The organism is Paraburkholderia sp. MPAMCS5, assembly GCF_036016995.1.
Taxonomy (GTDB): domain Bacteria; phylum Pseudomonadota; class Gammaproteobacteria; order Burkholderiales; family Burkholderiaceae; genus Paraburkholderia.
This window is the reverse complement of record NZ_JAYXBK010000001.1, coordinates 18,227-42,362: the sequence shown is the minus strand read 5'-3', so window position 1 is coordinate 42,362 and position 24,136 is coordinate 18,227. Positions and strand designations below refer to the sequence as shown.

General features: G+C 63.4%; 21 protein-coding genes and 1 pseudogene. 15 read left to right on the top strand and 7 right to left on the bottom strand.

The window, feature by feature from the left end; translation table 11 throughout:
- Positions 1–29: 29 nt before the first annotated feature.
- Positions 30–395, top strand: a complete 366-nt coding sequence (locus VOM14_RS00180; protein WP_327626648.1) for a response regulator — start codon at positions 30–32, stop codon at positions 393–395.
- 701 nt (positions 396–1,096) lie between these two features.
- Here VOM14_RS00180 and VOM14_RS00175 read toward each other — a convergent pair.
- Positions 1,097–1,855 (bottom strand): SDR family oxidoreductase, encoded by a 759-nt coding sequence (locus VOM14_RS00175; protein ID WP_327626647.1) that lies wholly within the window; start codon positions 1,853–1,855, stop codon positions 1,097–1,099.
- Between the two features lie 117 nt (positions 1,856–1,972).
- Here VOM14_RS00175 and VOM14_RS00170 point away from each other — a divergent pair, with 117 nt between their 5' ends.
- From VOM14_RS00170 to VOM14_RS00140, 7 genes and pseudogenes are all read left to right on the top strand, one after another.
- A complete protein-coding gene (locus VOM14_RS00170) occupies positions 1,973–2,911 on the top strand; it encodes a LysR family transcriptional regulator (protein WP_327626646.1) in 939 nt (312 codons plus the stop codon).
- A 131-nt stretch (positions 2,912–3,042) separates the two neighbouring features.
- Positions 3,043–4,377, top strand: a complete 1,335-nt coding sequence (locus tag VOM14_RS00165) for an MFS transporter (protein ID WP_327626645.1) — start codon at positions 3,043–3,045, stop codon at positions 4,375–4,377.
- A 585-nt stretch (positions 4,378–4,962) separates the two neighbouring features.
- A complete protein-coding gene (locus VOM14_RS00160; RefSeq protein ID WP_327626644.1) occupies positions 4,963–5,127 on the top strand; it encodes a type VI secretion system baseplate subunit TssF in 165 nt (54 codons plus the stop codon).
- A 37-nt stretch (positions 5,128–5,164) separates the two neighbouring features.
- Positions 5,165–5,539 (top strand): annotated as a pseudogene (locus VOM14_RS00155) (type VI secretion system baseplate subunit TssF); the annotation flags it as partial.
- A gap of 64 nt (positions 5,540–5,603) precedes the next feature.
- Positions 5,604–5,786, top strand: a complete 183-nt coding sequence (locus VOM14_RS00150; protein WP_327627375.1) for a PAAR domain-containing protein — start codon at positions 5,604–5,606, stop codon at positions 5,784–5,786.
- A complete protein-coding gene (gene tssG / locus VOM14_RS00145; protein ID WP_327627373.1) occupies positions 5,786–6,913 on the top strand; it encodes a type VI secretion system baseplate subunit TssG in 1,128 nt (375 codons plus the stop codon). The genes VOM14_RS00150 and tssG overlap by 1 nt, the downstream gene beginning before the upstream one ends.
- A 34-nt stretch (positions 6,914–6,947) precedes the next feature.
- On the top strand, positions 6,948–7,340 hold the full coding sequence (locus VOM14_RS00140; RefSeq protein ID WP_327626643.1) for a hypothetical protein: 393 nt from the start codon (positions 6,948–6,950) through the stop codon (positions 7,338–7,340).
- Between the two features lie 376 nt (positions 7,341–7,716).
- On the opposite strand, the gene VOM14_RS00135 is transcribed toward VOM14_RS00140, so the two are convergent.
- A complete protein-coding gene (locus tag VOM14_RS00135; RefSeq protein ID WP_327626642.1) occupies positions 7,717–8,442 on the bottom strand; it encodes a GntR family transcriptional regulator in 726 nt (241 codons plus the stop codon).
- Positions 8,443–8,605: 163 nt separating this feature from the next.
- Here VOM14_RS00135 and VOM14_RS00130 point away from each other — a divergent pair, with 163 nt between their 5' ends.
- The 4 genes from VOM14_RS00130 to VOM14_RS00115 all read left to right on the top strand — a co-directional run bounded on the left by VOM14_RS00130 (position 8,606) and on the right by VOM14_RS00115 (position 15,180).
- On the top strand, positions 8,606–9,826 hold the full coding sequence (locus tag VOM14_RS00130; RefSeq protein WP_327626641.1) for a pyridoxal-phosphate-dependent aminotransferase family protein: 1,221 nt from the start codon (positions 8,606–8,608) through the stop codon (positions 9,824–9,826).
- 214 nt (positions 9,827–10,040) lie between these two features.
- Positions 10,041–11,327 carry an MFS transporter gene (locus tag VOM14_RS00125; RefSeq protein WP_327626640.1) on the top strand — a complete coding sequence of 429 codons (1,287 nt, stop codon included), beginning with the start codon at positions 10,041–10,043 and terminating at the stop codon, positions 11,325–11,327.
- Between the two features lie 3 nt (positions 11,328–11,330).
- Positions 11,331–12,113, top strand: a complete 783-nt coding sequence (locus VOM14_RS00120) for a 2-keto-4-pentenoate hydratase (RefSeq protein WP_327626639.1) — start codon at positions 11,331–11,333, stop codon at positions 12,111–12,113.
- Between the two features lie 40 nt (positions 12,114–12,153).
- Positions 12,154–15,180, top strand: a complete 3,027-nt coding sequence (locus VOM14_RS00115) for an FAD-binding and (Fe-S)-binding domain-containing protein (protein ID WP_327626638.1) — start codon at positions 12,154–12,156, stop codon at positions 15,178–15,180.
- A gap of 34 nt (positions 15,181–15,214) precedes the next feature.
- Here the strand turns inward: VOM14_RS00115 and VOM14_RS00110 are convergent, their stop codons facing one another.
- On the bottom strand, positions 15,215–16,132 hold the full coding sequence (locus VOM14_RS00110) for a helix-turn-helix domain-containing protein (RefSeq protein WP_442955494.1): 918 nt from the start codon (positions 16,130–16,132) through the stop codon (positions 15,215–15,217).
- 169 nt (positions 16,133–16,301) lie between these two features.
- On the opposite strand from VOM14_RS00110, the gene VOM14_RS00105 reads away from it, so the two are divergent.
- The 3 genes from VOM14_RS00105 (at position 16,302) to VOM14_RS00095 (ending at position 18,273) form a co-directional block, all read left to right on the top strand.
- A complete protein-coding gene (locus tag VOM14_RS00105; RefSeq protein ID WP_327626636.1) occupies positions 16,302–17,198 on the top strand; it encodes a DMT family transporter in 897 nt (298 codons plus the stop codon).
- A gap of 110 nt (positions 17,199–17,308) precedes the next feature.
- Entirely contained in the window at positions 17,309–17,566 is a 258-nt protein-coding gene (locus tag VOM14_RS00100; RefSeq protein WP_327626635.1) for a hypothetical protein, read from the top strand.
- 107 nt (positions 17,567–17,673) lie between these two features.
- Entirely contained in the window at positions 17,674–18,273 is a 600-nt protein-coding gene (locus tag VOM14_RS00095) for a LysE family translocator (protein WP_327626634.1), read from the top strand.
- A 102-nt stretch (positions 18,274–18,375) separates the two neighbouring features.
- On the opposite strand, the gene VOM14_RS00090 is transcribed toward VOM14_RS00095, so the two are convergent.
- From VOM14_RS00090 to VOM14_RS00075, 4 genes are all read right to left on the bottom strand, one after another.
- The gene (locus VOM14_RS00090; protein ID WP_327626633.1) at positions 18,376–20,091 is read right to left on the bottom strand and encodes an FAD-dependent oxidoreductase; all 1,716 of its coding nucleotides are present in this window, start codon (positions 20,089–20,091) and stop codon (positions 18,376–18,378) included.
- A 103-nt stretch (positions 20,092–20,194) separates the two neighbouring features.
- On the bottom strand, positions 20,195–21,187 hold the full coding sequence (locus VOM14_RS00085) for a DedA family protein/thiosulfate sulfurtransferase GlpE (RefSeq protein ID WP_327626632.1): 993 nt from the start codon (positions 21,185–21,187) through the stop codon (positions 20,195–20,197).
- Between the two features lie 315 nt (positions 21,188–21,502).
- A complete protein-coding gene (locus tag VOM14_RS00080) occupies positions 21,503–21,754 on the bottom strand; it encodes a hypothetical protein (RefSeq protein WP_327626631.1) in 252 nt (83 codons plus the stop codon).
- A 548-nt stretch (positions 21,755–22,302) separates the two neighbouring features.
- Positions 22,303–24,003: a methyl-accepting chemotaxis protein gene (locus VOM14_RS00075; protein ID WP_327626630.1), complete on the bottom strand. Its 1,701-nt coding sequence runs from the start codon at positions 24,001–24,003 to the stop codon at positions 22,303–22,305.
- Positions 24,004–24,136 lie beyond the last annotated feature (133 nt).

The following is a 24,136-nucleotide window of genomic DNA, read 5'->3' as shown; positions in this document are numbered from 1 at the left end:
GTCAGATGGATTGTTGTGAAGGAAAAAATATGTCGAAAATTCTGGTAGTGGATGACTCGAGCACGGTACGCGACGAAGTGGCCGGCTTTCTGAGGAAGAACGGCCTTGACGTGGACACGGCGGTGGACGGCAAGGACGGCCTCGCGAAACTGAAATCGAGCCCGGGCATCAAGCTCGTCATCAGCGACGTCAACATGCCGAACATGGACGGCCTCACGATGGTCGAAAAAATTCGCGGCGAACTCGCGAACAAGACCGTCAACGTGATCATGCTCACCACCGAAAGCAGCCCGGCGATGAAGGAACGCGGCAAGGCGGCGGGCGTCAAGGGCTGGATCGTCAAGCCGTTCAAGGGCGATGCCGTGCTGGAGACGTTCCGCAAGCTCGCAAGCTGACAAGTGCCCGCGCTCGCGCGTGCGCAGGGTTGAGCGCGCGGGGCGCTGCGGTGCCTGAAAGGTGAGGATTTTCGGGAGCGTTGAGGTGAGCGTTTCGCACGCTGGATTTGCGCCGTTTCCTGCCTCCAAAATGTACAGATTGTGCGAGAAGTCCACCCCGCGCGGCGATCAAAGCGGGTACTTTGGCCGCTTTGCCGGCGCAAAGGTGAGGGAATTCGGGAGCTGATGGGGCGTGAGACGCTCCGTGAGCGGCGGAATTGGGCGCGCCTCACCGTTCTTTCGAGTTCGCGAGCGGCGGTCATGGCGCGCGGCGACGCTTACCTGGGTATGCAGATCATTCGCGCACGCCTAAAGGTGAGAGTTTTCGGGAATCGTCTGTCTACGTGCGACGGTGCCGCGCCCAGCATGGCTTTGCGGCCTGTCCCTTAGCGTGAAAGGTGAGCGTTTTCGGGAGTCGCCGAACCAGACCTGGCGGCAAGCCTTTGCCGCTTCGTGCGATAGGTGAGATTTTTCGGGATGCGATACGTCGATGTCCGCGTGGCCTGCGACTCGTGTCCTGCCACGCGGCAAATCGCTATAAATGGCTAGAAATCGCCCGCACTTGCCACGCAATTCGCACGATGACGCCCTTGAAAAAGCCAAAGCGTCATCGGCGAGCCTGCTTTAAGGTGAGATTTTTCGGGAGCCCGAATCGACACGCATCAGGCCGGCTTCGCCATGTCGCGGATGTCGGCGACGGGCGTCTCGCCGAACGCATCGCTTAATGCGTAGTCGAGCAGTTGAGCCGCCGACTGTTCGGGCGTGGACAGTTGACCGTTGCGCTTGAGGTCTTCGAACTTCTCGCGCAGGGGGAATTGATCCGTGCCGCTGCCGCGAATTTCCGCCTGCATATTTGTATCGATCACGCCGGGCGCGAGGCTGCAAATACGCAGCGCGCGGTTCGCGTCGAGCGCGACGGCGCGCGCATGATGATCGAGCGCGGCCTTCGTCGCGCAGTAAATGCTCCAGCCGGCGTAGGCATTGCGCGCCGCGCCGCTCGAAATGTGCACGATGCGGCGCTCGCTCGCGTCGGGGCTCGCTGCCGCGAGCGCGCTCGCGAGCATCAGCGGCGTGGCCACGTTCAGGCTCACGGCGGTCGCGATGGCCGCCGCGTCTTGTCCCTCGATCGGGCCAATCGGCTGCACCGTGCCCGCGTTGTTGATGAGCAGGACGGTGCGCGCGCCTTTGACGAATGCGCGCAGCGCATCGGTCGCTATCCATTGCGCGACACGTTCCGGGTCGGCGAGTTCGAGTTCGATTTCTTCGAGCGATGCGCTAAAGCGCTGTTTGAGCGATGCATGACGCGAGCGCGACAGACCGAGCACGGCGACATCGCGTGCGAGCAGTTGCTCGGCGAGCGCCGCGCCGAGGCCGCGCGTGTGTCCGGTGACGATCGCGCGAATCGGGGAAGAGGTGTTCATGTCGTTCCTTGATCGTGAGCTTGAGCAGGCCGTTATCTTCTCATGCATGTTTGCAGCGCGCAGCGGCGCGGCCGCCTGTGGGATCATTACCGTTGACCGAACTCGCGGCGGCGCGCCATGGCGATCAAGAACCTTCTTCGTAAGCTCGACCTCACCACGCTTCAACTCTTCCTCGCCGTCTACGAAGAAGGCACGCTCACGCGCGCCGCGGAGCGTGAAGCGATCGCAGTGTCCGCCGCAAGCAAGCGTTTGCTCGAACTCGAACAGGCGGTGGGCGCCACGCTGTTTCAGCGCAACGCGCGCGGCATGACGCTGACGCCGGCCGGCGAAACGCTGCTGCATCACGCGCGGCGTGTGATGCGCGACATCGAAAACATCGGCATAGAACTGGCCGGCCACGCGAGCGGCGTGCGCGGCTACGTGCGGATGATGGCCAACCTGTCCGCCATCGTCGAATTTCTGCCCGAAGATTTGCGCGCGTTCCAGTTGCAGCATGAGCGCGTGAAGCTCGACCTTGAAGAGCGGCCGAGCGGCGGCGTGGTCGAAGCGGTGGACGACAGTCTCGCCGACCTCGGCATCTGTTCCGCCGACGCCGACACGCGCGAGTTGCACGTCGAGCACTATCGGCATGATTCGCTGGTGCTCGTGATGCGCGACGATCATCCGCTGGCGACGCGCACGAGCGTCGCCTTCGCCGAAACGCTCGACGGCGATCACGTCGGCCTGCATGCCGCGAGTTCGATCAACGCGCGGACGCATCTGGCCGCGCGTCAAGCCGGCAAGCCGCTGCGTTTGCGCATCCACGTGCCGGGTTTCGACGCGGTGTGCCGGATGGTGCAAGCCGGCATGGGCGTCGGCGTATTGCCGCAAAAGGTCTATCAACTGATGGGCGGTCCGCTCGGACTCGTCGGCACGCCGCTCGAAGACGAATGGTCCGCGCGCAGTCTCGTGCTGGTGGTGCGCGACGTCGATGCGTTGTCGCCGGTGAGCCGTCTGCTGTTCGATCATTTGCGCTCGATCGAAGCGTCGGAAGCCGCGCAAAGCCCTGCGGCGTAGGCCGCGCGCCGAGCGTTCGCCGTTCGCGAACGGTCGTTGGCGAATTGCGGTTGGACGCCGCCGCGGCGTGCCGCCATTCTGTCTCCCAACAGAAATCCTATGACACTGCCGATCCGGCATTGGAGACAAACATGAGCGACCTGGGCGCAATCGCAACCGGCGGCCGTGAAGAAAGCGCGGACAGTGCCGCGGCCATCATCCGCAAAGTGGCCTGGCGGGTCATGCCGCTGATCATGATCTGTTATTTGTTTGCGTTTTTCGACCGCATCAATATCAGCTTCGCGAAGTTCCAGCTACAGGGCGATCTCGGTCTGTCCGATACCGCGTATGGTCTCGGCGCGAGTCTGTTCGTGATCGGCTATGTATTGTTCGAAGTGCCAAGTAATATGTTTCTGTATAAGGTCGGCGCGCGGCGCTGGATTGCGCGGATCATGATTTCGTGGGGACTGGCGACAGCGGCGATGGTGTTCGTCAACAACGAATGGCAGTTCTACGGGCTGCGCTTTCTGATTGGCGCGATGGAAGCGGGCTTTGCGCCTGGCGTGCTGTATTACCTCACGCTGTGGTTTCCGCCGAGCTATCGCGGACGCATCACGTCGATGCTGTTTCTCGCGTCGGCGTTCTCGGGGCTCGTGGGCGCGCCGCTTGCCGGGCTGGTCATCGGACATATGAGCGGCGTGCTCGGCATGCCGGGATGGCATTGGCTGTTCCTGCTTGGCGGGCTGCCGTGCGTGCTGCTCGGTGCGCTCGTGCTGAAGCTGTTGAAGGACCGTATCGAGGATGCGCACTGGCTCTCCGCCACCGAGAAGTCGCTTCTCGCCGAGCAGATCGTGCGGCAGAGCCATCATCCGGAGACGGGGCATTCGTTGCTCGGGGCGATCAGGACGCCGGGTTTTCTGACGCTGGGGTTCGTCTACTTTCTGATTCAGGTGGCATCGTACGGATTGAACTTCTGGACGCCGCATCTGATTCGCGTGGCGGGCACGCACAACCCGACGCTGATCGGTTTGCTCACGGCGGTGCCTTATGTGTGCGGCGCGATCTGCATGGTGGTGGTGGGGCGCTTGTCCGACGCGAGCGGCGAGCGGCGCAAGTTCGTGTTCGGCTTGCTGCTGATGTCGGCCATCGGCTTCTTCGCGGCGGGTTTCTTCGACAAGCAGACGGGTCTCCTGATCGTCGCTCTCGCGGTGATGGGCGCGGGCGTGGTGGCGTCGATCCCGGCGTTCTGGGCATTGCCGCCGAAGCTGGTGACGGGCGCGGGGGCGGCGGGCGGCATCGCGTTGATCAATACGTTGGGACAGTTGGGCGGAATCGTGAGCCCGATCATGGTTGGACGGGTGAGGGATCTGACGGGCAGCACGACGCCCGCGTTGTATGTGATCGGCGCGATGAGCGTGGTGTGCGCGGTGATTGTGTTGCGAGGGTTGCCGGAGTCGCTGAGACGGAAGGACGATGCGGCGCGGTGAGAGCAGTTGATTGCCTGCGCCGGAGCCGACGGGAGATTGGGCTGCGGCGTCAGGGACTTGGTTGAGATTCGCGCAGGTTGTCCACAGGCTTGTGCCCGTTTTGTGTGGATAAATTTGTGTCGCGAGTTGCAATTCCTGAATGTGTCTGTTTCGGATGAATTCAACGACATCGTTGTTGACGCAGCGCCTCTGGCTGTCCGTGGAGTCAGGATGCCGCAGGCGGTTTGTGGGGAAAATCGTTTGCAGTGCATCAGCGAAAGGGCGCTTCTGCTTCTTAGACTCGGCGTTACCCGGTGGACTTCCTCCGTAGCTCTGATTCCCTTGCCCGCCTCGCGCGGGCTTTTTTTCGTCCTGGCGGTGCAGCCCTCACATCGTTCGAGCGGGCGCCAATTACTTCGACATGCAAAGTAATTGGCTGAATCAGATACTGATATGGCAGTTTTGCCATCTGCCGGACCTTTGAATTTTGGGATGTCTGTTTGCACGGGAGTGGCACCATCCACCTGAACCTTTTAGAAGGATGAACGGCTGTCTCATGCATCGCGGCGTCCATTGAGATAACCCTAAAAAACCAGGAGGCCAGCAATGGACCCGGCTTTCCCCGCGTATTACCAGAAGGAATTGCGATACGTCACAGCATCCTTTGGCGAATTCGCGGCAGGGCACCCGAAGATCGCCGCGCGGCTCGGAGCAAAGGCCGGTATGGCGATCTGCCCTGTGTGCTGTCGCAGCACGGCCAGTCCGAACTGACCGTGCGGGGCGCGAAGTCGGTCGAAAGCGTTGGATTGTGCGGGGACCGACTCCACCCAGGCCTCCTCTTGCCCTCGGCGCGCAGGGTGACACCGCGTGGGAACTCATCCGTCAGCTTCATCTGGAACTGGCCGTGTTTGACGACGCTTTCAACGAGAAAAACCCTGGTGAAGGCTTGCGCGAAATGCTGCGCCCCTACCTCGGCGCAGGTGATCCGGCGATGGCGAGCTTCCTCGACAGCCTGGTCGGTGCAGGCGCAAAGCCCGTGTACGACCTGCACCGCTGGGGACGCGATCTGCATCTGACGCGTGGCATCGCCGTGACCCTCACCTTCGATGAAGCCCGGCTCGACGGCTGGTCGCCTTTCACATTCGCGCTGGCGCTTGAGCGCTACGTCGCGCGCCACGTTTCGCAGCATTCCTTCACCCGCACCACGTTGCGCACGAACCGGCGAAGTCATCACCGCCTCCGAAACCATGCGCTACCAGGGCATTCGTGTCGCCCGCCAGGGCGACGAAGTGAAATGCCCGCAGCATCCAGACGTGAAGCCCAACGTGATACTCGAAGGAGACGGCAAGATCACCGACCACGGCATACCCGTCGCACGCCACGGTCACCGCGCCACATGCGGATGCAGGCTGATATCGAGCATTGGCTGATGCCACAACCTGTCAGGGCCGCGCGCGGCCCTTTTTCAGACGAGGTGCATTTGGAAAGCGTAGTACGCGATACGGCAATGTCTGTACACCTGATCGAAGGTCTGTTGGCCAAACCATGGCACCACAGCTTCTTCGCGCTCATGCGCCGCATCAACGCGAATCCCGCCAGCGATCCTGTTGGTGCTGCGCTGCATCCGCGGGATGAACCGTTTCGCGTCGGCCAGAAGCCGAGCCTCATTTTTGCGCCGAGCGAAGTGGCAGACGCGACGATAACAAATGGCAGACTGCGCATCCGTCTTCACAGCTTGGGAGTGCTAGGTCCCAATGGGCCGCTGCCGATCCATGTCACGGAGATCGCCCGCGAGCGCGAAGAACATCGCGGCGACCCGACACTGTGCAACTTCCTCGACGTTTTCCATCATCGATCGCTTACGATCCTGTACCGCGCCTGGGCGTCCGCGCAGTCGGCGGCAAGCCTTGACCGGCCCGAACAGGACCGTTTTTCGTTCTATGTCGGCTGCCTGTCCGGTGTTTCGCCAGTGCCAGCACGCACTGTATCGCTGCCCCTGCATGCGCGCCTGGCGGCGACGCCTCTGCTCGTGCAGGAGACGCGCAATCTGGAGGGACTGTGCGGGTGGATTAACCATCACTTCGATGTGCCTGTCCAGATGAAGGAATGGGCGTTTCACTGGACGGCACTCCCACCTGACCTTCAATGCCGGTTCGGTACAGAGCGCAGACTGGGAACGCTCGGCGCGGGAGCGATGCTGGGCGAGCAGGTGCCCGGCAGAACACAGCAGTTCTGTCTCGTCCTCGGCCCGCTCGATCTGGAAACCTATCATCGCTTCACACCGCGCGGCAAAGACCTGCTGCAACTCGTGGCGCTGGTGCGCGCCTATGTGGGGCTGGAGTTCGAATGGCTGCTGGAACTTCAGATCAGGCCGGAGGAAATGACACCGGCAAAGCTGGGTGACGAACAGCGGCTCGGCTGGTCGGGCTGGATGGGACGTTCGTCCACGAACCGGCCAGTCGTCGGCATGCGCTTTGAACCTGAGGCGTACATGCACCAGTTGCACTGGGACGCGACAACGCGAGCGGGTTCGGGGCGTGCATCGCAGTATCGATAAATCGCCTTTTAAGGTTTGGATAACGAAGGAAAATATGAGATTCGTCTGGGATACCGATGCCTCAATGCAAAATCGCTGGGAAAGTAAGCGTTGGCTCGCCGTCGCGTTCTTCGTCCTGACCGGCACCGCAAATGCGGGTGAGCAGTTTGATCTGGTTTGCGAAAACGGTGCTGTGCTTGGACACTTCATCGAGGGGCAGACAATGGCAAGCGCCCGGAATGGCGACCGGCCCCTGAAGCTGTTCTATTGCCCAGTGAATCAAACCCTGCACAACATCCGGCGCGATTCGGAAAGGTTCGAGTCTTTATGTACGCAACCGCTTGAATTGGTAGATGGCATGTACATGAACGAGTCGCAGCCTAAGCCGTTTCCTCCATGTCATGGCGGTTACCTGGCTGAACGCAAGATAACAATGTGGTTTGACTGACGATCTCGAAATAGAGATGCAGGGCGACAGTTTTTCGATCGACGCAGCCTCAGCGCTGCCTTCCACCGTATCGGCATGCAATTTGTCCGTCGGGTCAAGCACTTGGGGTTGATATGCGCACGTTGTCCACAGCCTTGCGAACAAATTGTGTGGACAACTGTTCTTTGCACACCTGCGTCGCGCTCAACCCGCCTGAAAAACAGGATCGCTCACCACCCCACCCTGTCCCTGCCCATAGAACAACCTCGGCCCAATACCGCTATAGCGTCAACCATTTACGCGAGGTATGCGAATGTTGTCCACAGCCTTGCCAACATTTTGCGTGGACAACTTCCGCACTCCTGCGCCTTCGCACGGAAGCGCAACGCCGCGACCCTCAAGCCTTCAACCCCGATCCCGCCGCCTCTTCGCGCGACTGCACCTGCAACACCGCATCGCGCTTATCCAGCAGATGCTGCCGGAGAATCGCGCTGAGTCTCTTTCCATCGCGTGCCTCGAGCGCCTTCAGCATTTCGTCGTGGTCATGAATCGCGCTGTCCCACTTCGGAATCTGAAAATTCGACCTGAAACGCAGCGCCTGCAAGCGGCGATTCACCGCGATATACGTCTGCCGCAGCGCTGAATTGCGCGCGGCTTCATTGATCTTGTCGTGAATCGCCTGATTGCGGCTGTAGTACCCGGCCAGATCGTTTTGCGTGCGGCAAGCGAGCATGGCGTAATGCAATGCCTTGATCTCCGCGAGTTCGGCCGCCGTCATTCGCTCGGCCGCGAGTTCGCCCGAGAACGCTTCCAGACCGCTCATCAATTCGAAGGTCTCGCGTAACTCTGCCTCCGACATCTTCGACACCGACGCGCCCCGGTTCGGCGAAATCTCGATCAGCCCCTCGGCGGCGAGCACCTTCAGCGCCTCGCGCAACGGCGTGCGCGAAATGCCGAGCGTCTCGCACAACTCGCGCTCGTTCAGTTTCTTGCCCGGCTCGAGCACGCCTTCGACGATAAACCGGCGAATGTGCTCGACCACCGTGTCGTGCAGACGCTGACGTTCCACCTTCGGCAACACCGCCGAGGCAGGCAGGCTCGCGTCAAATTCAGAATTTTGCATACAAAAATCCTTTGAAACTCATTGAACACGATTTTATCCGAAGCGCGAAGCTTCGGTAAGCACGCGGGTAAACACCGGTGCGACGGCCCGCTTTTCAGCTTCCGGTCCGCGAACTTCGTCTGATATAGTTTTTTGCATGCAAAATTCAATCGGAGGACCACCCATGCTGAAGCTTGATTTTCATCCCGCCGGCCGTCACTTCCTGCAGATTCCGGGGCCGAGCCCCGTGCCCGACCGCATTCTCCGGGCGATGAGCTATCCGACCATCGACCATCGCGGCCCCGAGTTCGGCGAACTGGGTCTGAAGGTAATCGACGGGATCAAGAAAATCTTCAAGACCCAGCAGCCCGTGGTGATCTATCCGGCCTCCGGCACCGGCGCATGGGAAGCGGCGCTGTCGAACACATTGAGCCCCGGCGACCACGTGCTGATGTTCGAAACCGGCCACTTCGCGACACTCTGGAAAAAGATGGCGGAAAGCCTTGGCCTGAAGCCGGAGTTTCTCGGCTTGCCGGGCATAGAAGGCTGGCGGCGCGGCGTTCAGCCGAACATGATCGAAGAGCGTCTGCGCGCCGACACGCAGCACGCCATCAAGGCGGTGTGTGTCGTGCACAACGAAACGTCCACGGGCGTGACGTCCGATATCGCCGCCGTGCGCCGCGCGATCGACGCCGCGGGTCACCCAGCGCTGCTGCTCGTCGATACGATTTCGGGGCTTGCGTGCGCCGATTATCGCCACGACGAATGGGGCGTCGACGTCACCGTTTCAGGTTCGCAAAAGGGCTTGATGCTGCCGCCGGGCATCAGTTTCAATGCGATTTCGCCGAAGGCCATGGCCGCCAGCAAGCACGCGAAACTGCCGCGCAGCTTCTGGGACTGGGGCGAGATCGTCGAGATGAACAAGACGGGCTACTGGCCCTACACGCCGAACACGAACCTGCTGTATGGCCTTCACGAAGCGCTCGAAATGATTCTCGGCGAAGGGCTCGACAACGTCTTCGCGCGTCACGAGCGTCTTGCCGAAGCGACGCGTCGCGCGGTGCGCGCGTGGGGCCTCGACATTCAATGCGCCGATCCCGCTGTCTATAGCCCGGTGCTGACCGGCGTGATGATGCCGGAAGGCGTCGATGCCGACGCGGTGCGCAAGCTCATTTACGAACGTTTCGACATGTCGCTCGGCACGGGCCTCGGCAAGATGAAAGGCCGCATGTTCCGTATCGGTCATCTGGGCGACTGCAACGACCTGACGCTGCTCGCGACGCTGGCCGGTTGCGAGATGGGTCTGCGGCTCGCGGGCGTCCCGCTCAGGGAAAGCGGCCTGCCCGCCGCCATGGACTGGTTGAGCGCGCCGGCCCAAGCCTCCGGTCTGAAGGCCGCCGCCTGAATGCAGAACCCGGCATAAGGCAACGGCGCAAGTCATCGCGCCACGCTCAAAGCAGGCATCGACAAAACAGGCATCAACGAAGTCAGTTCCATCATGAAGCCGCGCGCAAGACGCGGCCCTGAACAATGCGATGTTCCCGCGGCGTGTGCCGCCGGACAACGACGAAGCGCGCCATCTCAGGCGCGCCGTCGATACATGCAAATGGAGAGAGACGATGAAGCGGTTTCGTGTAACCCGTGCGACCAGTATCGTTCTATTGATGCTCTGCATCATGTACTTCATCACTTACCTGGACCGCGTCAACGTCAGCACGGCGGCGGCGGGCTTCGGCAAGGAATTCCATCTTTCGCATACGGAAGTCGGCCTCGTGTTCTCGGCTTTCGCGTATCCGTATCTGCTGTTTCAGATCATCGGCGGCTGGGTGAGCGACCGGTTCGGCGCGCGCCGCACGCTGCTCGCGTGTGGCGCGGTTTGGGGCATTGCCACCTTGCTGACGGGTTTCGCGGGCGGTCTCATGTCGTTGCTGGCGGCGCGCGTGCTGCTCGGTTTCGGCGAAGGCGCGACGTTTCCGGCCGCGACATCCGCGATGGCGCGCTGGGTCTCGAAAGAAAAACGCGGCTTCGCGCAGGGCATCACGCATGCCGCGTCGCGTATCGGCAACGCGGTCGCGCCCGGCATTGTCGTGCTCGTCATGACGAACTGGGGATGGCGCCAGTCGTTCTATATCTGCGGCGCATTCAGCCTCGTGTGGGTCGTCCTGTGGGCGTTCACGTTCACCGAGCATCCGAACGATCATCCGCGCATCACGAAGGAAGAACTCGAGATTCTGCCCGCGCCGAAGGTGAAGTCGGCCGGCGTGCCGTGGGGCAAGCTGTTTCGCCGCATGGCACCCGTCACCATCGTCTACTTCTGTTATGGCTGGACGTTGTGGCTGTTTTTGAGCTGGATTCCTCAATACTTTCTGCACAACTACCACCTGCAATTGCAGAAGTCGGCGATCTTCGCTTCGGTCGTGTTCTTCGCAGGCGTGATCGGCGATACGCTCGGCGGCGTGGTGACCGACCGGATCTTCACGCGCACCGGCAGCCTGAAGCGCGCGCGAAGCTGGATGGTGTCGGTGTGCATGATGTTTTGCCTGCTGTCGCTGATTCCGCTGATGTTCACGCACAACCTGTATCTGTCGATGGCGTGTCTTGCCTCAGGCTTCTTCTTCGCCGAGATGACGATCGGACCGATGTGGGCGATCCCGATGGACATCGCGCCGGAAGCCTCGGGCACGGCGAGCGGCATGATGAACACGGGCTCGGCGCTCGCGGCGATCATCTCTCCGGTGGTCGGCGGACTTCTGATCGACTACTTCGGCAGTTGGGAATTGCCCTTCGTCGGCAGCATGCTGTTGATGGCGCTCGGTGTCGTGCTCGCATTCCGCATGCAACCGGAAAGCAAGTTCGCCGACGATCTCGCGGACAAGGCGCAGGTCTCCACCAGCATGGGCTTGTAAGCGATGCTCAGGTCCTCCCGCGGCGCCATGGATACGACCGCGTCCGCGCTGAGCCGGCTGCTTGCCGAGGCGCGCCGCAATCACGCGACACTCGGCGAGTTGCCGCCGGCTCGGGCGCCCGCCGACGCCCACGCGGCCTATGCGATCCAGCACGAGATTCTGACGGCTCTCGACGCGCGCATCGGCGGCTGGAAAGTCGGTGCGAAGTCGGAGAGCGGTCCGATTCAGGGCGCGCCGCTGCCGCAGGACGATATGCACGCGCACGACGCCCGTCTGCGGCATGCCGCGTTCACGCCGCTCGGGCTCGAACTGGAAATCGCGTTTCGCTTCGGCCGCCGCTTCGAGCCCTCGGCCACACCTTATAGCGACGCCGACGTGCGGGCGGGCATCGGCTCATTCGGCGCGACGATCGAAGTGATCGCGAGCCGCTTCGCCGCGTGGCCCGACATCGACAGGCTGTCGCAACTCGCGGACTTGCAGAACTACGGCGCGCTGATCGTCGGCGAATTCGTGCCGTACGACGAGCGCTTTCCGTTCGCCGCGCCTTCGCTGCGTTTCGATTTCGACGAACACGATGTCGTCGAACTGACGCCCGCGAATCCGGCCGGCGATCCGCGGCGTCTGCTCACGTGGCTCGTCAATCACGCGACATCGCGTGGGATCGCGGTGACGCCGGAGATGGTCGTGACGACCGGCTCCTACACCGGCATGTTTTTTCCCTCCGACGCGGGCACCGCGCACGGGCACATTGAAGGACTGCCGCCTGTGGGCCTCACGTTGTACTGACCGCTTCCTGTCCACCGCGTTTAGCTCCAAGACCGACGTTATGACGAATCCCACTTCCGCCTTGCTGGTCAAGCCGATTCATCTGGTGCCGTCCGCCGCGCGTTCGATGACGCCGCTCGCGCAGCATCTGCGCAAGTCGCTGCGCGGCGACGTGCTGTTCGATGCGGCGAGCCGCGGCCGCTATGCCACCGACGCGTCGATCTATCAGATCATGCCGGTTGGCGTGGTCGTGCCGCGCGATCAGGACGACCTGCGCGTGGCGCTCGACATCGCGCGCAGCGAAAAAGTGCCGCTGCTCGCGCGCGGCGCCGGCACGAGCCAATGCGGGCAAACAGTCGGCGAAGCGCTGGTGATCGATACGAGCAAGTGGCTCAACAACATTGTCGATTTCGATGCGCACGCGCGCACCGTCACGGTCGAGCCGGGCGTCGTGCTGGATCATCTGAACGCGTGGCTCAAGCCGCACGGACTGTGGTTTCCGGTGGATGTGTCGACGGCCGCGCAATGCACGATTGGCGGCATGGCGGGCAACAACTCGTGCGGCTCGCGCTCGATCGAGTACGGCAACATGGTGCACAACGTCGAAGCCATCGACGCCATTCTCGCGGACGGCACCGAAGCGCGTTTTGCGTCGTTGCGCGAAGCACCGCAAGGCGCGCGTTTGCAGCAGATACTCGAAGGCGTGAAGCAGATCGCGCAGCGCGAGCGCGACGAAATCGCGGCGCGCGTGCCGAAAGTCTTGCGGCGCGTGGCGGGCTACAACATCGACCTGTTCGAGTGTCAGAATCCGCGCGCTTATACCGACGACGGCGTCGCGAACCTCGCGCATCTGCTGGTCGGCTCAGAGGGCACGCTCGCGTTCAGCCGTCAATTGACACTGAAGCTCGCGCCGCTGCCCGCGCATAAAACGCTCGGCGTGGTCAACTTTCCGACCTTCTGGCAGGCGATGGATCTGACGCAGCACATCGTCAAGCTGAAGCCGGTTGCGGTGGAGCTGGTCGATCGCACGATGATCGATCTGGCGATGAGCAATCCCGCGTTCCGGCCCGTGGTTGAAAAGGCGCTGGTCGGCGAGCCGCAAGCGGTGTTGCTGGTGGAATTCGCCGGTGAGTCGCGCGACGCGCAATTGCAATCGCTCAGGCAACTCACCGAACTAATGGCCGATCTCGGCTTGCCGGAGTCGGTTGTCGAAATGCCGGACATGAATGCGCAAAAGGCCTTGTGGGAAGTGCGCAAGGCCGGACTCAACATCATGATGAGCATGAAGGGCGACGGCAAACCGGTGTCTTTCATCGAAGATTGCGCAGTGCCGCTCGATCATCTCGCCGAGTACACGAACAAGCTGACCGAGGTGTTTCACCGGTACGGCACGGAGGGCACGTGGTACGCGCACGCGAGCGTCGGCACGCTGCACGTTCGTCCGATCCTCGACATGCGGCGCGACGGCGCGATCAAAATGCGCGCGATCGCCGAGGAAGCCGCCGCGCTCGTGCGCGAGTACAAGGGCGCGTATTCGGGCGAACACGGCGACGGCCTGTGCCGCGGCGAATGGGTCGCGTGGCAATACGGCCCGCGGCTCAACGAGGCGTTCGGCGAGATCAAGGCGCTGTTCGATCCGGAAAATCGCTTGAATCCGGACAAGATGGTGCGTCCGCCGAAAATGGACGACGCGCGCAACTTCCGGTTCGCGCCCGGCTACCGGGAACAGCGCATTGAAACGGCGCTGGACTGGTCGGCGTGGAATGTCGAACGCGATCCGCTGACGGGCCGCGAGAGCGCGGCGGGCAGCGGCAACGATCTGTCGGGCGGTCTCGCGAAAGCCGTCGAAATGTGCAACAACAACGGCCACTGCCGCAAGTTCGACGCGGGCACGATGTGCCCGAGCTATCGCGTGACGAAAGACGAACAGCATGTCACGCGCGGACGTGCGAACACGTTGCGTCTCGCGATCTCCGGCCAGCTCGGCGAAGCGGGCCTCGCCAGCGACGACGTGAAGGACACGCTCGATCTCTGCGTATCGTGCAAGGGCTGCAAGCGCGACTGCCCGACGGGCGTCGATATGGCGAAGTTCAAGATCGAGGCGCGCGCGGCGCGCGTCAAACGTCACGGCCTGAGTCTGCGCGACAAGCTCGTCGCCTTCATGCCGCGCTACGCCGCCGCCGCGAGCCGCATGCCGGCCCTGATGGCGCTCGCCGACAATGTGCCGCTGCTGTCGGCGTGGCTCAAGCGCTCGGTGGGCTTCGCGAGTGAACGGAGCTTGCCGCGTTTCAGAAAGTCGTTCCTGTCGAATGCAAAAGCGACGCCGGCGGCGAAAGCGCGAGGGGCCGCCCTGAAAGAAGTGCTGTTGTTCGTCGATACGTTCAACAACAGCATGGAGCCCGACAATGCGCGCGCCGCGCAGCAGGTGCTGGAGGCGGCGGGCTACACGGTGCACTTCAATATGCGCGACGGCGAGCGGCCCGTGTGTTGCGGCCGCACGTTCCTCGCGGCGGGTCTCGTCGATGAAGCGAAGCACGAGGCGCGGCGCATGCTCGATCTGTTCCGGCCATTCGTGGAGCGCGGCGTGCCGATTGTCGGTCTGGAGCCGTCGTGTCTGCTGTCGTTGCGCGACGAGTTTCTGCACTACGGTTTCGGCGACGAAGCAGCGCGCCTCGCAAAACACGCATTTCTATTCGAGGAATTTCTGGTGCGCGAGGAACAGGCCGGGCGTTTGCAACTCGTGCTGAGGCCGTTGGCGACGCCGCAGGCGCTCGTGCACGGCCACTGTCATCAGAAGGCTTTCGACGCCTTCACGCCCGTTCAAACCGTATTGAAATGGATTCCTGAACTGAAGGTTTCGACGGTGGAGTCGTCGTGCTGCGGCATGGCCGGAAGCTTCGGCTATGAAGCAGAGCACTACGCGACGTCGCGGGCGATGGCCGAGTTGTCGCTATTGCCGGCCGTGCGCGAGATGGACGGCGACACGATCATGGTCGCCGACGGCACCAGTTGCCGGCACCAGATTCACGACGGCGCGGGCGTCGAGGCGATTCATGTGGCGCGTGTGCTGGCGATGGCGCTGCATTGACGCGAACACGTGACGCGCGTCGAAGCGAAGTCGGTCAAACTCCGACTGCCTGACGAAACGCGGTAGGCGACACGCCCACGCCTTCGCGAAAACGATGACTGAAGTGGCTCGCGTTCGCATAGCCGCAGAGTTCGGCGACGCGCGCGAGCGGCAGCGCGGTGCTGCGCAACAGCGCGCGGGCGCGCTCCAGCCGCTGCTGCGCGATCCACGCGGCGGGGGGCAGCCCAAACGACGTGCGGAACATGCGCGCGAGATGAAACTCCGACAACGCCGCCACGCTCGCCAGTTGGCCGAGCGTGAGCGGCTGCGCCAGATGGCTCTCGATGTAATCGCGCAGACGCCGGCGCGTCGCGACGGACAAGCCGCCCTTCAACGACACGCCCGCGCGGCGCACGCCTTGCGCGCGCAGCAGCAGACTCAGCACTTCATGCGCGGATTCGTTGGTGCGCAGCAAGCCGTCGGCGTCGTCCCAACGTTCGTTCGCGAGCGACTGGCAAAGACCGGCGATGCGGGCGTCTTCGAAATACGTGCGATCGGCGAGTGTCAGTTCGCGCGGCTCGCAGTCCAGTTCCTGCACGGCGCGCTGCGTGAAATGCTCGGGCAGAAAATAGAGGTGCATGAAATGCATATGGCCGCGCACCCACCAGCGCGATTCGTGATCGCCGGGCAACGCGCACAGTCGCGACGGCGCGCCGTAACGGCCAGGCATTTTCTGACGCTCGGTGCGATAGCCGCCGTCCAGATAGCACGACAGCGTGTGGTGGCCGGGCCGCTCGTAGACGGTTTCGGCGACTTCGGTGTCGCGCGTCCAGACGGCAATGGCGAGGCCGTCGCCGAGCCACGCAAAGCGATCGAGGTTCGCGTTCGAGCTGCCCAGCGTGTGACATACCGACTGAATGCCGAACGGCGATTCAGTAGTGTCGGTCACAGGGACGGGCGGGCTCGTGTTCACGGAAGCGGCTGGCAGCATGATTGCAAAAGATAAGTGCGAGTATACGGCCAGCCGCGCGCTTCGCCATGCGCGGCGGCGTCTCGCGCGGAAAAATGCGCAATCCTGGACAAGTCCCGCCGCGCGCGCGGCCGCATAGTAGAACTCCCGTATTCGCTATTCTGGCCTCACCATGAATCTGTTTCTTTATGCCGTTACCGTTCTGATCTGGGGCACCACGTGGATCGCGATCAAGTGGCAACTCGGCGCGGTGCCGCCGCCGGTGTCGATCGCGTGGCGCTTCTGGATCGCTGCGCTCGTGCTGTTCGCGCTGTTGCGCATCATGCGCAGGCCCATGTGGCCGCCGCGTTCCGCGTGGCGCTTCCTGGTCGCGCAGGGACTCGCGCTGTTTTGCGTCAACTTTTTGTGTTTCTACTACGCCGAGCAGGTGGTGCCGAGCGGCCTCGTTGCCGTGGTGTTCTCCACCGCGCCGCTGCTGAATTCCATCAACGGACGGCTTTTCATGGGCCGGCCATTGCAGGCTTCGGCGATTGCGGGCGCGATGCTCGGCCTTGTCGGCATCGTGTGTCTGTTCGTTCAGCAGATGAGCGGACATCTCGGCGATCACGCCGCGTGGCTCGGGCTCGGCATCGCGTTTCTCGGCACCTTGTGCTTTTCGGCGGGCAATCTGCTGTCGAGCCGGATGCAATCGATGGGTCTGCACCCGTTCGCCACGAATAGCTGGGCCATGATGATCGGCGCCACCGTGCTGACGGTGGGCAGCGCGCTCGCGGGTTTTCGGTTCGGCATCGAGCCGTCCGCGCGCTATCTCGGCGCGCTGGCGTATCTCGCGGTGTTCGGCTCGGTGGTGGGATTCACCGCGTATCTGATGCTCGTCGGGCGCATCGGACCCGAGCGGGCGGCTTACTCGACCGTGCTGTTTCCGATCGTGGCTCTGGCCGTATCGACGATGTTCGAGGGCTACCAGTGGTCCGCGCTGGCGGTCGTCGGATTGCTGCTGGTGGTGGCGGGCAACCTGGTTGCGTTCAACATGACGCGGCGCATCTTCGGGCGGCGCAGCCACGCCTAGCGAGAGCGCGCCTGGTGCGGATCACGAATAGACGGCAAAGCGCGATCGGTATATAACAATGTGACAGGATGACCTGTTCACCGACGCTTCAACGGGGGAGATGCTTCATCATGACGCAAGACGTAACGCCCGAGCCACCCACGGGCGACCGGCCCGACCTCGATAATCTCGACGCAGCGCTCAGCCACGTTAATCAGCAGGTGTCCTCCGGCGGCATTGCGTCGGGCGCGGCAAAGGGCATTCTGTACAGCCTGATCGAAACGTTAGGCGCTTTGGTGGGCGATCCGGATTTGCCCGAACATGCACGCTCGGGCTACGAAGGGTTGCTCGAAGCCGCTCGCGAACTGCGCGCAAAGCTGGAGCATTGAACGCGCAGCGCGGCTGAGCGGTTGTTGCGGTTCATGATCGCAATCGGGATGGCCAAATCGCGGTTTGTGTTAAAAAGGCGCACTGTTTTCAACATTGCGCCTTTTTCATGTTATCTGCGTCCGCTATTACGCTGTTGACTGCCGGCATCGTCGTGGTGCTGCTTACGCCGGGGCCCACGAATACGCTGCTTGCTTCCGCGGGTTTGCGCCAGGGCATGCAGCGCCCGCTGCCGCTCATCGTCGCCGAACTCGCTGGCTATTGGGTGTCCATTTCCGTCTGGGGACGTTTTCTCGCTCAAGCCTCGCATGCGCTGCCGTGGCTGCCGTCGCTGCTGCGTGTGGCCGCGGGCTTGTATATCGCCTGGCTCGCGGTCGACATGTGGCGCGCGGCCGTCGCGCTGCCCGACTCGACGCAGCGGGCAACCGGCATGCGCACATTGTTCGTCGCGACGCTGCTCAATCCCAAAGGCTTGCTGTTCGCGGGCACGATCTTTCCGGCCGCCGCCTTCGCGCATTGGCCGGCCTATCTCGTGTCGATGCTGATATTCGCGGGCCTGCTCCTGCCGATCGGACTCGTGTGGATCGCATTCGGCGCGGCGCTCGGCAGCGGCAAGCTGCGCTGGCTCGATCCGGCCCAGATTCAGCGCGGCGCGTCGATCGTGCTCGGCGTGTTTTCGCTGTCGCTCGCCTGGTCGGCGTTGCATTGATCGCGCGCGGCGCGTGACTCGCCGCGGCCATGATGTTTGTCCAGCCGCGACCACGGCCATGATCGTGACGCCTGCGCGAAGAGCCGCCCGCGCAGGCTTGGATTAGGCCACAGAGGCGACCGCTTCCTCGGCGGAAACAGCCAGCAACTGATGAATCTGCGCGACCACCGCCGCGCCTTCGCCGACCGCCGCCGCGACACGTTTCGTCGACCCCGCGCGCGCGTCGCCGATCGCGTAGACGCCTTTCACGGTGGTGGCAAGATCGCAGGCTGACACGCCGTCCGCGCCGGTGCCCGTGAGCACGAAGCCTTTGTCGTCGAGTTCGACGCCGCAGGTGCGCAGCCAATCCGTGTTCGGATCGGCGCCGGTGAAGAGGAACAGATGCCGGGTGTCGAAGTGATCGGTGCCGTCGGGCAAGGGCTTTTTCAAGGCAACCGACGCGAGGCCGGTTTCGTCCGCATCGAGCCGGCCAATCTCCGAATTCGGATGCACGACGACGTTCGGCAACGAGCGGATACGGTCGATCAGGTAGCGCGACATGGTGGCTTCAAAGCCGCTGCGCCGGATCAGCACGTGGACCTTCGCCGCATGCGTCGCCAGATAGACGATCGCCTGGCCGGCCGAATTGCCGCCGCCCACGAGCACGACTTCCTGGCGCTTGCAGAGTTTCGCTTCGACGGGCGACGCCCAATAGTAGACGCCGCGTCCCTCGAACCGGTCGAGGCCCTCCAGCGCCGGACGCCGATACACCGCGCCGCTCGCGATCACGATGGCGCGCGCGCTGATGTGGCCGCCGCATTTCAGTTCGAGCCGGTACGGTGCCTCGCCGCAATGCAGCGCCTTCACGTTGACCGGGATGGCGACGTGCGCGCCGAATTTCTGCGCCTGCACGAAGGCGCGCCCGGCCAGCGCCTGACCGGAGATGCCGGTCGGGAAGCCGAGATAGTTTTCGATCCGCGCGCTCGCGCCGGCCTGGCCGCCGGGCGCGCGGCTGTCGAGCACGATCACCGAGAGACCTTCGGACGCCGCATACACCGCGGTGGCGAGCCCAGCCGGTCCGGCGCCGACGATCGCGACGTCGTAGACATGGGAGTCGTCGAGATCGGGCAGCAAGCCGAGCGACGTCGCCAGTTCCGGCATGCTCGGATGACGCAGCACCGAGCCGTCCGGACAGATCACGAGCGGCATGTCTTCGTCTTGCGCGCCGAATTGTTCGACGAGACGCAGCGCGTCTTCGTCGCATTCGGCGATCACGGAATGCGGATGGCCGTTGCGCGACAGGAAGCCTTGCAGCATGACGAGCCGCGCGTCCGTGCTGCTGCCGATCAGGATCGGTCCGCCCGCGCCTTTTTCGATCAGCGACACGCGCCGCAGAATCAGCGCGCGCATGATGCGCTCGCCGAGTTCGGCTTCCGCCACGAGCAGCGCGCGCAGTTTTTCCGGCGGGATCAGCAGCGCCTCGACGGGGCTCAGCGCCATGCCGTTGACGAGCGCGTGACGACCCGACAGTTGACCGACTTCGGCAAGGAAATGCCCCGGCCCCTGTTCGCCGATCACGACTTCGCGGCCGATGCCGTCGCGCTGATAGATCTTCACGTGTCCTTCGAGCAGCACGAACATGCCCGGACCCGGGTGGCCCGTTTCGAACAGCAGCTCGCCGGATTTCCAGCGCCCCACTTCGCCGAACTTGCGTATGCGTTCGATTTCCGCGCAGGTGAGCGCGGGAAACATCTGATGCATGCGCGTGGACAGATTGGAAAACGGCGCGTCGGCGACGACCGCTTCCGCTTGTGCTTCAGGATCGACAGTCGAAAGCATTGAACCGCTCCTTCGGTGTTCATTGATTGACTGAACGAAGCGCCGGCAGCGCGATGGCGCGAGCGCCCGCGTGCGAGCGCGCGCAAGCTGAGGCGCCGCGGCGTCAGACCGCCTTCGGCGCGATGTGCTCGACCGCGGCTTCGGGCGGCGGCATGCCGGGCAACGCCTCGACAGGCTTGCCGGAGTCGCGCCAGGCTTCCATGCCGCCGCGCAACGGCAGCACGTCTTGAAAGCCTGCTTCGTTCAGTTGCTTGGACATCCATGCCGCCGAAATTTCATTGGGACACGAACAGTAGATCACCACTTTCTGATTGCGCGGATAGGTGGCGACGATCTGATCCAGTTGCCGCTCGTCGGCGAATTGCGAGCCTGGAATCACGAACGGGTCGAGCTTGCGCTTCTCCTGCGAACGGATGTCGAACAGCACGGGCGTCTTGCCCGCTGCGACGAGCGCGGCGAGTTCGTCCACTTCGATGCGCGCCGACGCGAGCTTGTTGATCAACTGGCGACGGCGAATCCAGCGGTACGCCGCGTACAACAGCAGCAGCGCGACGGCGATGAGACCGGCAGTGCGCCCGAGGCGTCCGGCGGCGGCGAACACCATGTCGATCTGCTGTGCGAACAGGGCGCCGACGATGAGCCCCGTGCCCGACCACAGCGCCGCGCCGATGCTGTCGTACGTGAGAAACGTGCGATAGCGCGTGCCCATTGCGCCCGCCATCGGAATGGACACGATCGACAGGCCTGGGACGAACTTCGCGACGGCCAGCACGCGCACGCCCCAGCGGCCGAAAAACCGCTCGGTCTTTTTCACGCACGTGTCACGCGAGAGCGACAGACGGCAAATCGTTTTCAGCGTGTTGCCGCCATACACGCGGCCGGCGAGATACCACGCGCTGTCGCCGATCAGCGTGGCGAAGATCGACAGCACGAGCACCGGCAACAGTTGCGTGCCGACTGAGCCGGGGTGCATCGCGGCCATCGCGCCGAACAGGACGAGCGACGGCATAGCCGGAACGGGCAGGCCGATCGACGCGGCCAGCACGTTGGCGAAGACGAGCGCCGGTCCGTATTGCTCGACGAGATCATGTAGCATCGACTTACATCCGCAGCCCTTTCAGGCACGGCGCAAATAGGAAAACACAGGAGAATGGAGGGATTATGGACCATTTTCAAGGCATGCAAAGCCCTGGAAAAACGCCGGTTATTCGGGGTTTTCAAGCGCAAGGAATGCGCGGGCGGTGCATGAACCGCGGGACTTGAAAAATGATTGAAGCGCTCACGGCCTGAAGAAGCGGCGCGCAAAAAAATACAACGGTAAAAAGCAACGGCGCCCGGCTGGCGCGACGCCGGGCGGACCGCTTGCACACGCGGCGGCATTTACACCGAAGCGCAATGCCGCCTGTTTGCGTTATTGACGATGATTGTGCTGCTCGCCCGGCAATTCGGCGCCGTGCGCGCGAATGGCGGCAATCAGTTCGGCGGGTGTGATTTCGTAGCGCACTTCGCGGTGTATGCCTGGCTTGCGCTCGTCGATCTCGATCAGAAGGATGGCTTTGCCGTCTTCTGTCGATTCGAGGCGTAGCGAACGCAGTTCGCGCGCGGTTGCGTCGTCGTATTCGGCGAGCAGGGCCATTGACCCGGAGGACCCGGTAATGCGCATCGAAGTTGTCCTTGTTCCGTTATTGATCGAACCATTGTACGGGCAGCATGACGCGCCGTCTGTCGCGTGATGTTCACGCTCTGGATTGACCGATGCATCTGCCCGTGTGCCGCAACGCCGCCGCGAGCGAAGCGCATGCGGCCACGTCCCGCATGGATAATCAGTTTAACGCGACTCGTCGCGAGGACGGCTGCATTTTTCATGCCCTGTGGCGGTGCGCTGGTTCTTCGGCGCTGTCATGCGGATGACGTGCGGCCTGGTTAGGCCACACGCTGTCGCGCGCCATCGCCGTGAAAGGCGACGCCAGGCGATCGTGCGAATCGGAACGCGTCATGTCTGCCGCCCTTCATACCGACCGGCATCGACGCATCCATCGCCTTTACCCGAACAGCATGGAGCGCGCGAAAAAAAACGGCCCGTCTGTCAGGGACGAGCCGCTTAAACGCCGTTGTTACTCGGGTCAGTCTGCCCTTGCATCCATTGGGCACTGACCCTTGCATCGTGATGCGTCGGCACCTCGATGTCGAGGTAGGAGTAATGCCGATCTATCAGAACAATGCCGCCTCGTCCTGCCCGGCGTCCCGTAGATCGGGCGCCGCGCGCCGACGGAGGGCCGCCTGTGCCGCGTCGGGCGCGGCATTCACGGACGCGCGCTGACGTGTCGAAGCAACAGGGCGCGACGCGGGCGCGGTATCGGCGACCGTGAAAAGACGCACGGCTTCGCTCAGCACGTCGGCCTGCGCGGCGAGGCGCTGCGCCGTGGCCGCCGCCTGCTCCACGAGCGCGGCGTTCTGCTGCGTCGCGCCGTCGAGATGCGACACCGCCTGGTTGACCTGGCGAATCCCTTCCGCCTGCTCGCTGCTCGCGTTCGCCACTTCAACAATGATCGACGACACGCGTTCCACCGCTTCGTCGATGGCGCGCATTTGCAAGGTGGTGCGCGCCACGAGTTCCGTGCCCGCGGCGACTTCGGCCGCGCTGTCCTCGACCACCGACTTGATTTCCTTCGACGATGCCGCGCAGCGCTGCGCGAGCATCCGCACTTCCCCCGCGACGACCGCGAACGAGCGTCCCGCTTCGCCGGCGCGCGCCGCTTCGACCGCGGCGTTCAGCGCAAGAATGTTGGTCTGAAACGCGATGCCGTCGATCACACCCGTGATGTCGGCAATGCGCCGCGACGCAGCGGTGATGCCCGCCATGGTCTGCTCGACCTGCCCGGCGATCTTGCCGCCCTCGGCGGCGGCGGCTTGCGCGTCCTTGGCGAGATCGAGCGCGCGCACGCTGGCGTCCGCGTTCGCCTGCACGGTGGTGGTCAACTCTTCCATGGTGGCGGCGGTTTCTTCCAGCGACGCCGCCTGCAATTCCGTGCGACGCGCGAGATCCTCGTTGCCGCTCGAAATGTCGCGCGCGTTGTCGAGCATGCCGCTGATCTGCTCGCGCACGTCATAGACGATCGCGGCCAGATTCGCCTTCAACTGGTTCAATGCCTGCAGCACGTCGCCGAGATCGTCGCGACGCGCGATATCCAGATCGACGGTCAGATCGCCCGCAGCGAGCCGCGTCGAGAAGCCGCGCATGTCGCGCACGGGCGCAGCGACGTGCTGCCTCAACAAGTGCCACGACACCAGACTGACGACGCTCGCCGCGCCGAAGGCCAGCCAGAACGGCGCGGGCGGCGCGCCTTGCCAGGCCGCGAGGCCCGTCGCGAGAAGCGCAAGCGGCGTGGCCGCATAGCCGGTTGCGGCGCGTGTAGCGACCGGCAGGCGTGTGAGCGCTTGCACGCGCCCGAGCAGACCCGTGCGCACGACGGCCCCGTGACGCAGCTTCACGCCGCGCGCCTCGCCCGCGCGCATGCGGGCGTACAAGGTTTCGGCGGCGCGCACCGCGTCGCGCCCCGGCTTCACGCGCACGCTGAGATAGCCGGCCACCGCGCCTTTTTTCACCACCGGCGTGACGTTCGCCAAAACCCAGTAATAGTCGCCGTTTTTACGGCGATTCTTGACGAGCGCGGTCCAGGGCCGTCCATCGCGGATGGTGGCCCACAGGTCCGCGAAGGCCTCGCGCGGCATGTCCGGATGGCGGATCAGATTGTGCGGCTGGCCGATCAGCTCGTCGCGCGTAAAACCCGACACGGTGATAAAAGCCGGATTGCAATACTCGATGCGGCCGGTCAGATCGGTCGCGGAGACAAGCATGTGTGACGAGGCAAATTCGTATTCGTGCCCGGTGACGGGCTGATTGTTGCGCATGGCTTTTCCTTGCAGATACCGATGCCGCGCGATGCGCGGGCTTACATCGTTGCAAGGAATAACGGCATTAACCCTTCGAGTCTTGAGGGCTTCCCAGTGACCCACTCAGGTTTATGCCAGTTGGGCCGTTAAA

Bases quoted from the DNA above. Each gene is read 5' to 3' on its own strand.
- VOM14_RS00115 (WP_327626638.1), top strand. From the start codon at position 12,154: ATGACGAATCCCACTTCCGCCTTGCTGGTCAAGCCGATTCATCTGGTG.
- VOM14_RS00105 (WP_327626636.1), top strand. From the start codon at position 16,302: ATGAATCTGTTTCTTTATGCCGTTACCGTTCTGATCTGGGGCACCACG.
- VOM14_RS00140 (WP_327626643.1), top strand. From the start codon at position 6,948: ATGAGATTCGTCTGGGATACCGATGCCTCAATGCAAAATCGCTGGGAA.
- tssG (WP_327627373.1), top strand. From the start codon at position 5,786: ATGCCACAACCTGTCAGGGCCGCGCGCGGCCCTTTTTCAGACGAGGTG.
- VOM14_RS00135 (WP_327626642.1), bottom strand. From the start codon at position 8,442: ATGCAAAATTCTGAATTTGACGCGAGCCTGCCTGCCTCGGCGGTGTTG.
- VOM14_RS00085 (WP_327626632.1), bottom strand. From the start codon at position 21,187: ATGCTACATGATCTCGTCGAGCAATACGGACCGGCGCTCGTCTTCGCC.
- VOM14_RS00175 (WP_327626647.1), bottom strand. From the start codon at position 1,855: ATGAACACCTCTTCCCCGATTCGCGCGATCGTCACCGGACACACGCGC.
- VOM14_RS00080 (WP_327626631.1), bottom strand. From the start codon at position 21,754: ATGCGCATTACCGGGTCCTCCGGGTCAATGGCCCTGCTCGCCGAATAC.
- VOM14_RS00120 (WP_327626639.1), top strand. From the start codon at position 11,331: ATGCTCAGGTCCTCCCGCGGCGCCATGGATACGACCGCGTCCGCGCTG.
- VOM14_RS00160 (WP_327626644.1), top strand. From the start codon at position 4,963: ATGGACCCGGCTTTCCCCGCGTATTACCAGAAGGAATTGCGATACGTC.
- VOM14_RS00095 (WP_327626634.1), top strand. From the start codon at position 17,674: ATGTTATCTGCGTCCGCTATTACGCTGTTGACTGCCGGCATCGTCGTG.
- VOM14_RS00125 (WP_327626640.1), top strand. From the start codon at position 10,041: ATGAAGCGGTTTCGTGTAACCCGTGCGACCAGTATCGTTCTATTGATG.
- VOM14_RS00180 (WP_327626648.1), top strand. From the start codon at position 30: ATGTCGAAAATTCTGGTAGTGGATGACTCGAGCACGGTACGCGACGAA.
- VOM14_RS00165 (WP_327626645.1), top strand. From the start codon at position 3,043: ATGAGCGACCTGGGCGCAATCGCAACCGGCGGCCGTGAAGAAAGCGCG.
- VOM14_RS00130 (WP_327626641.1), top strand. From the start codon at position 8,606: ATGCTGAAGCTTGATTTTCATCCCGCCGGCCGTCACTTCCTGCAGATT.
- VOM14_RS00100 (WP_327626635.1), top strand. From the start codon at position 17,309: ATGACGCAAGACGTAACGCCCGAGCCACCCACGGGCGACCGGCCCGAC.
- VOM14_RS00170 (WP_327626646.1), top strand. From the start codon at position 1,973: ATGGCGATCAAGAACCTTCTTCGTAAGCTCGACCTCACCACGCTTCAA.
- VOM14_RS00075 (WP_327626630.1), bottom strand. From the start codon at position 24,003: ATGCGCAACAATCAGCCCGTCACCGGGCACGAATACGAATTTGCCTCG.
- VOM14_RS00150 (WP_327627375.1), top strand. From the start codon at position 5,604: ATGCGCTACCAGGGCATTCGTGTCGCCCGCCAGGGCGACGAAGTGAAA.
- VOM14_RS00090 (WP_327626633.1), bottom strand. From the start codon at position 20,091: ATGCTTTCGACTGTCGATCCTGAAGCACAAGCGGAAGCGGTCGTCGCC.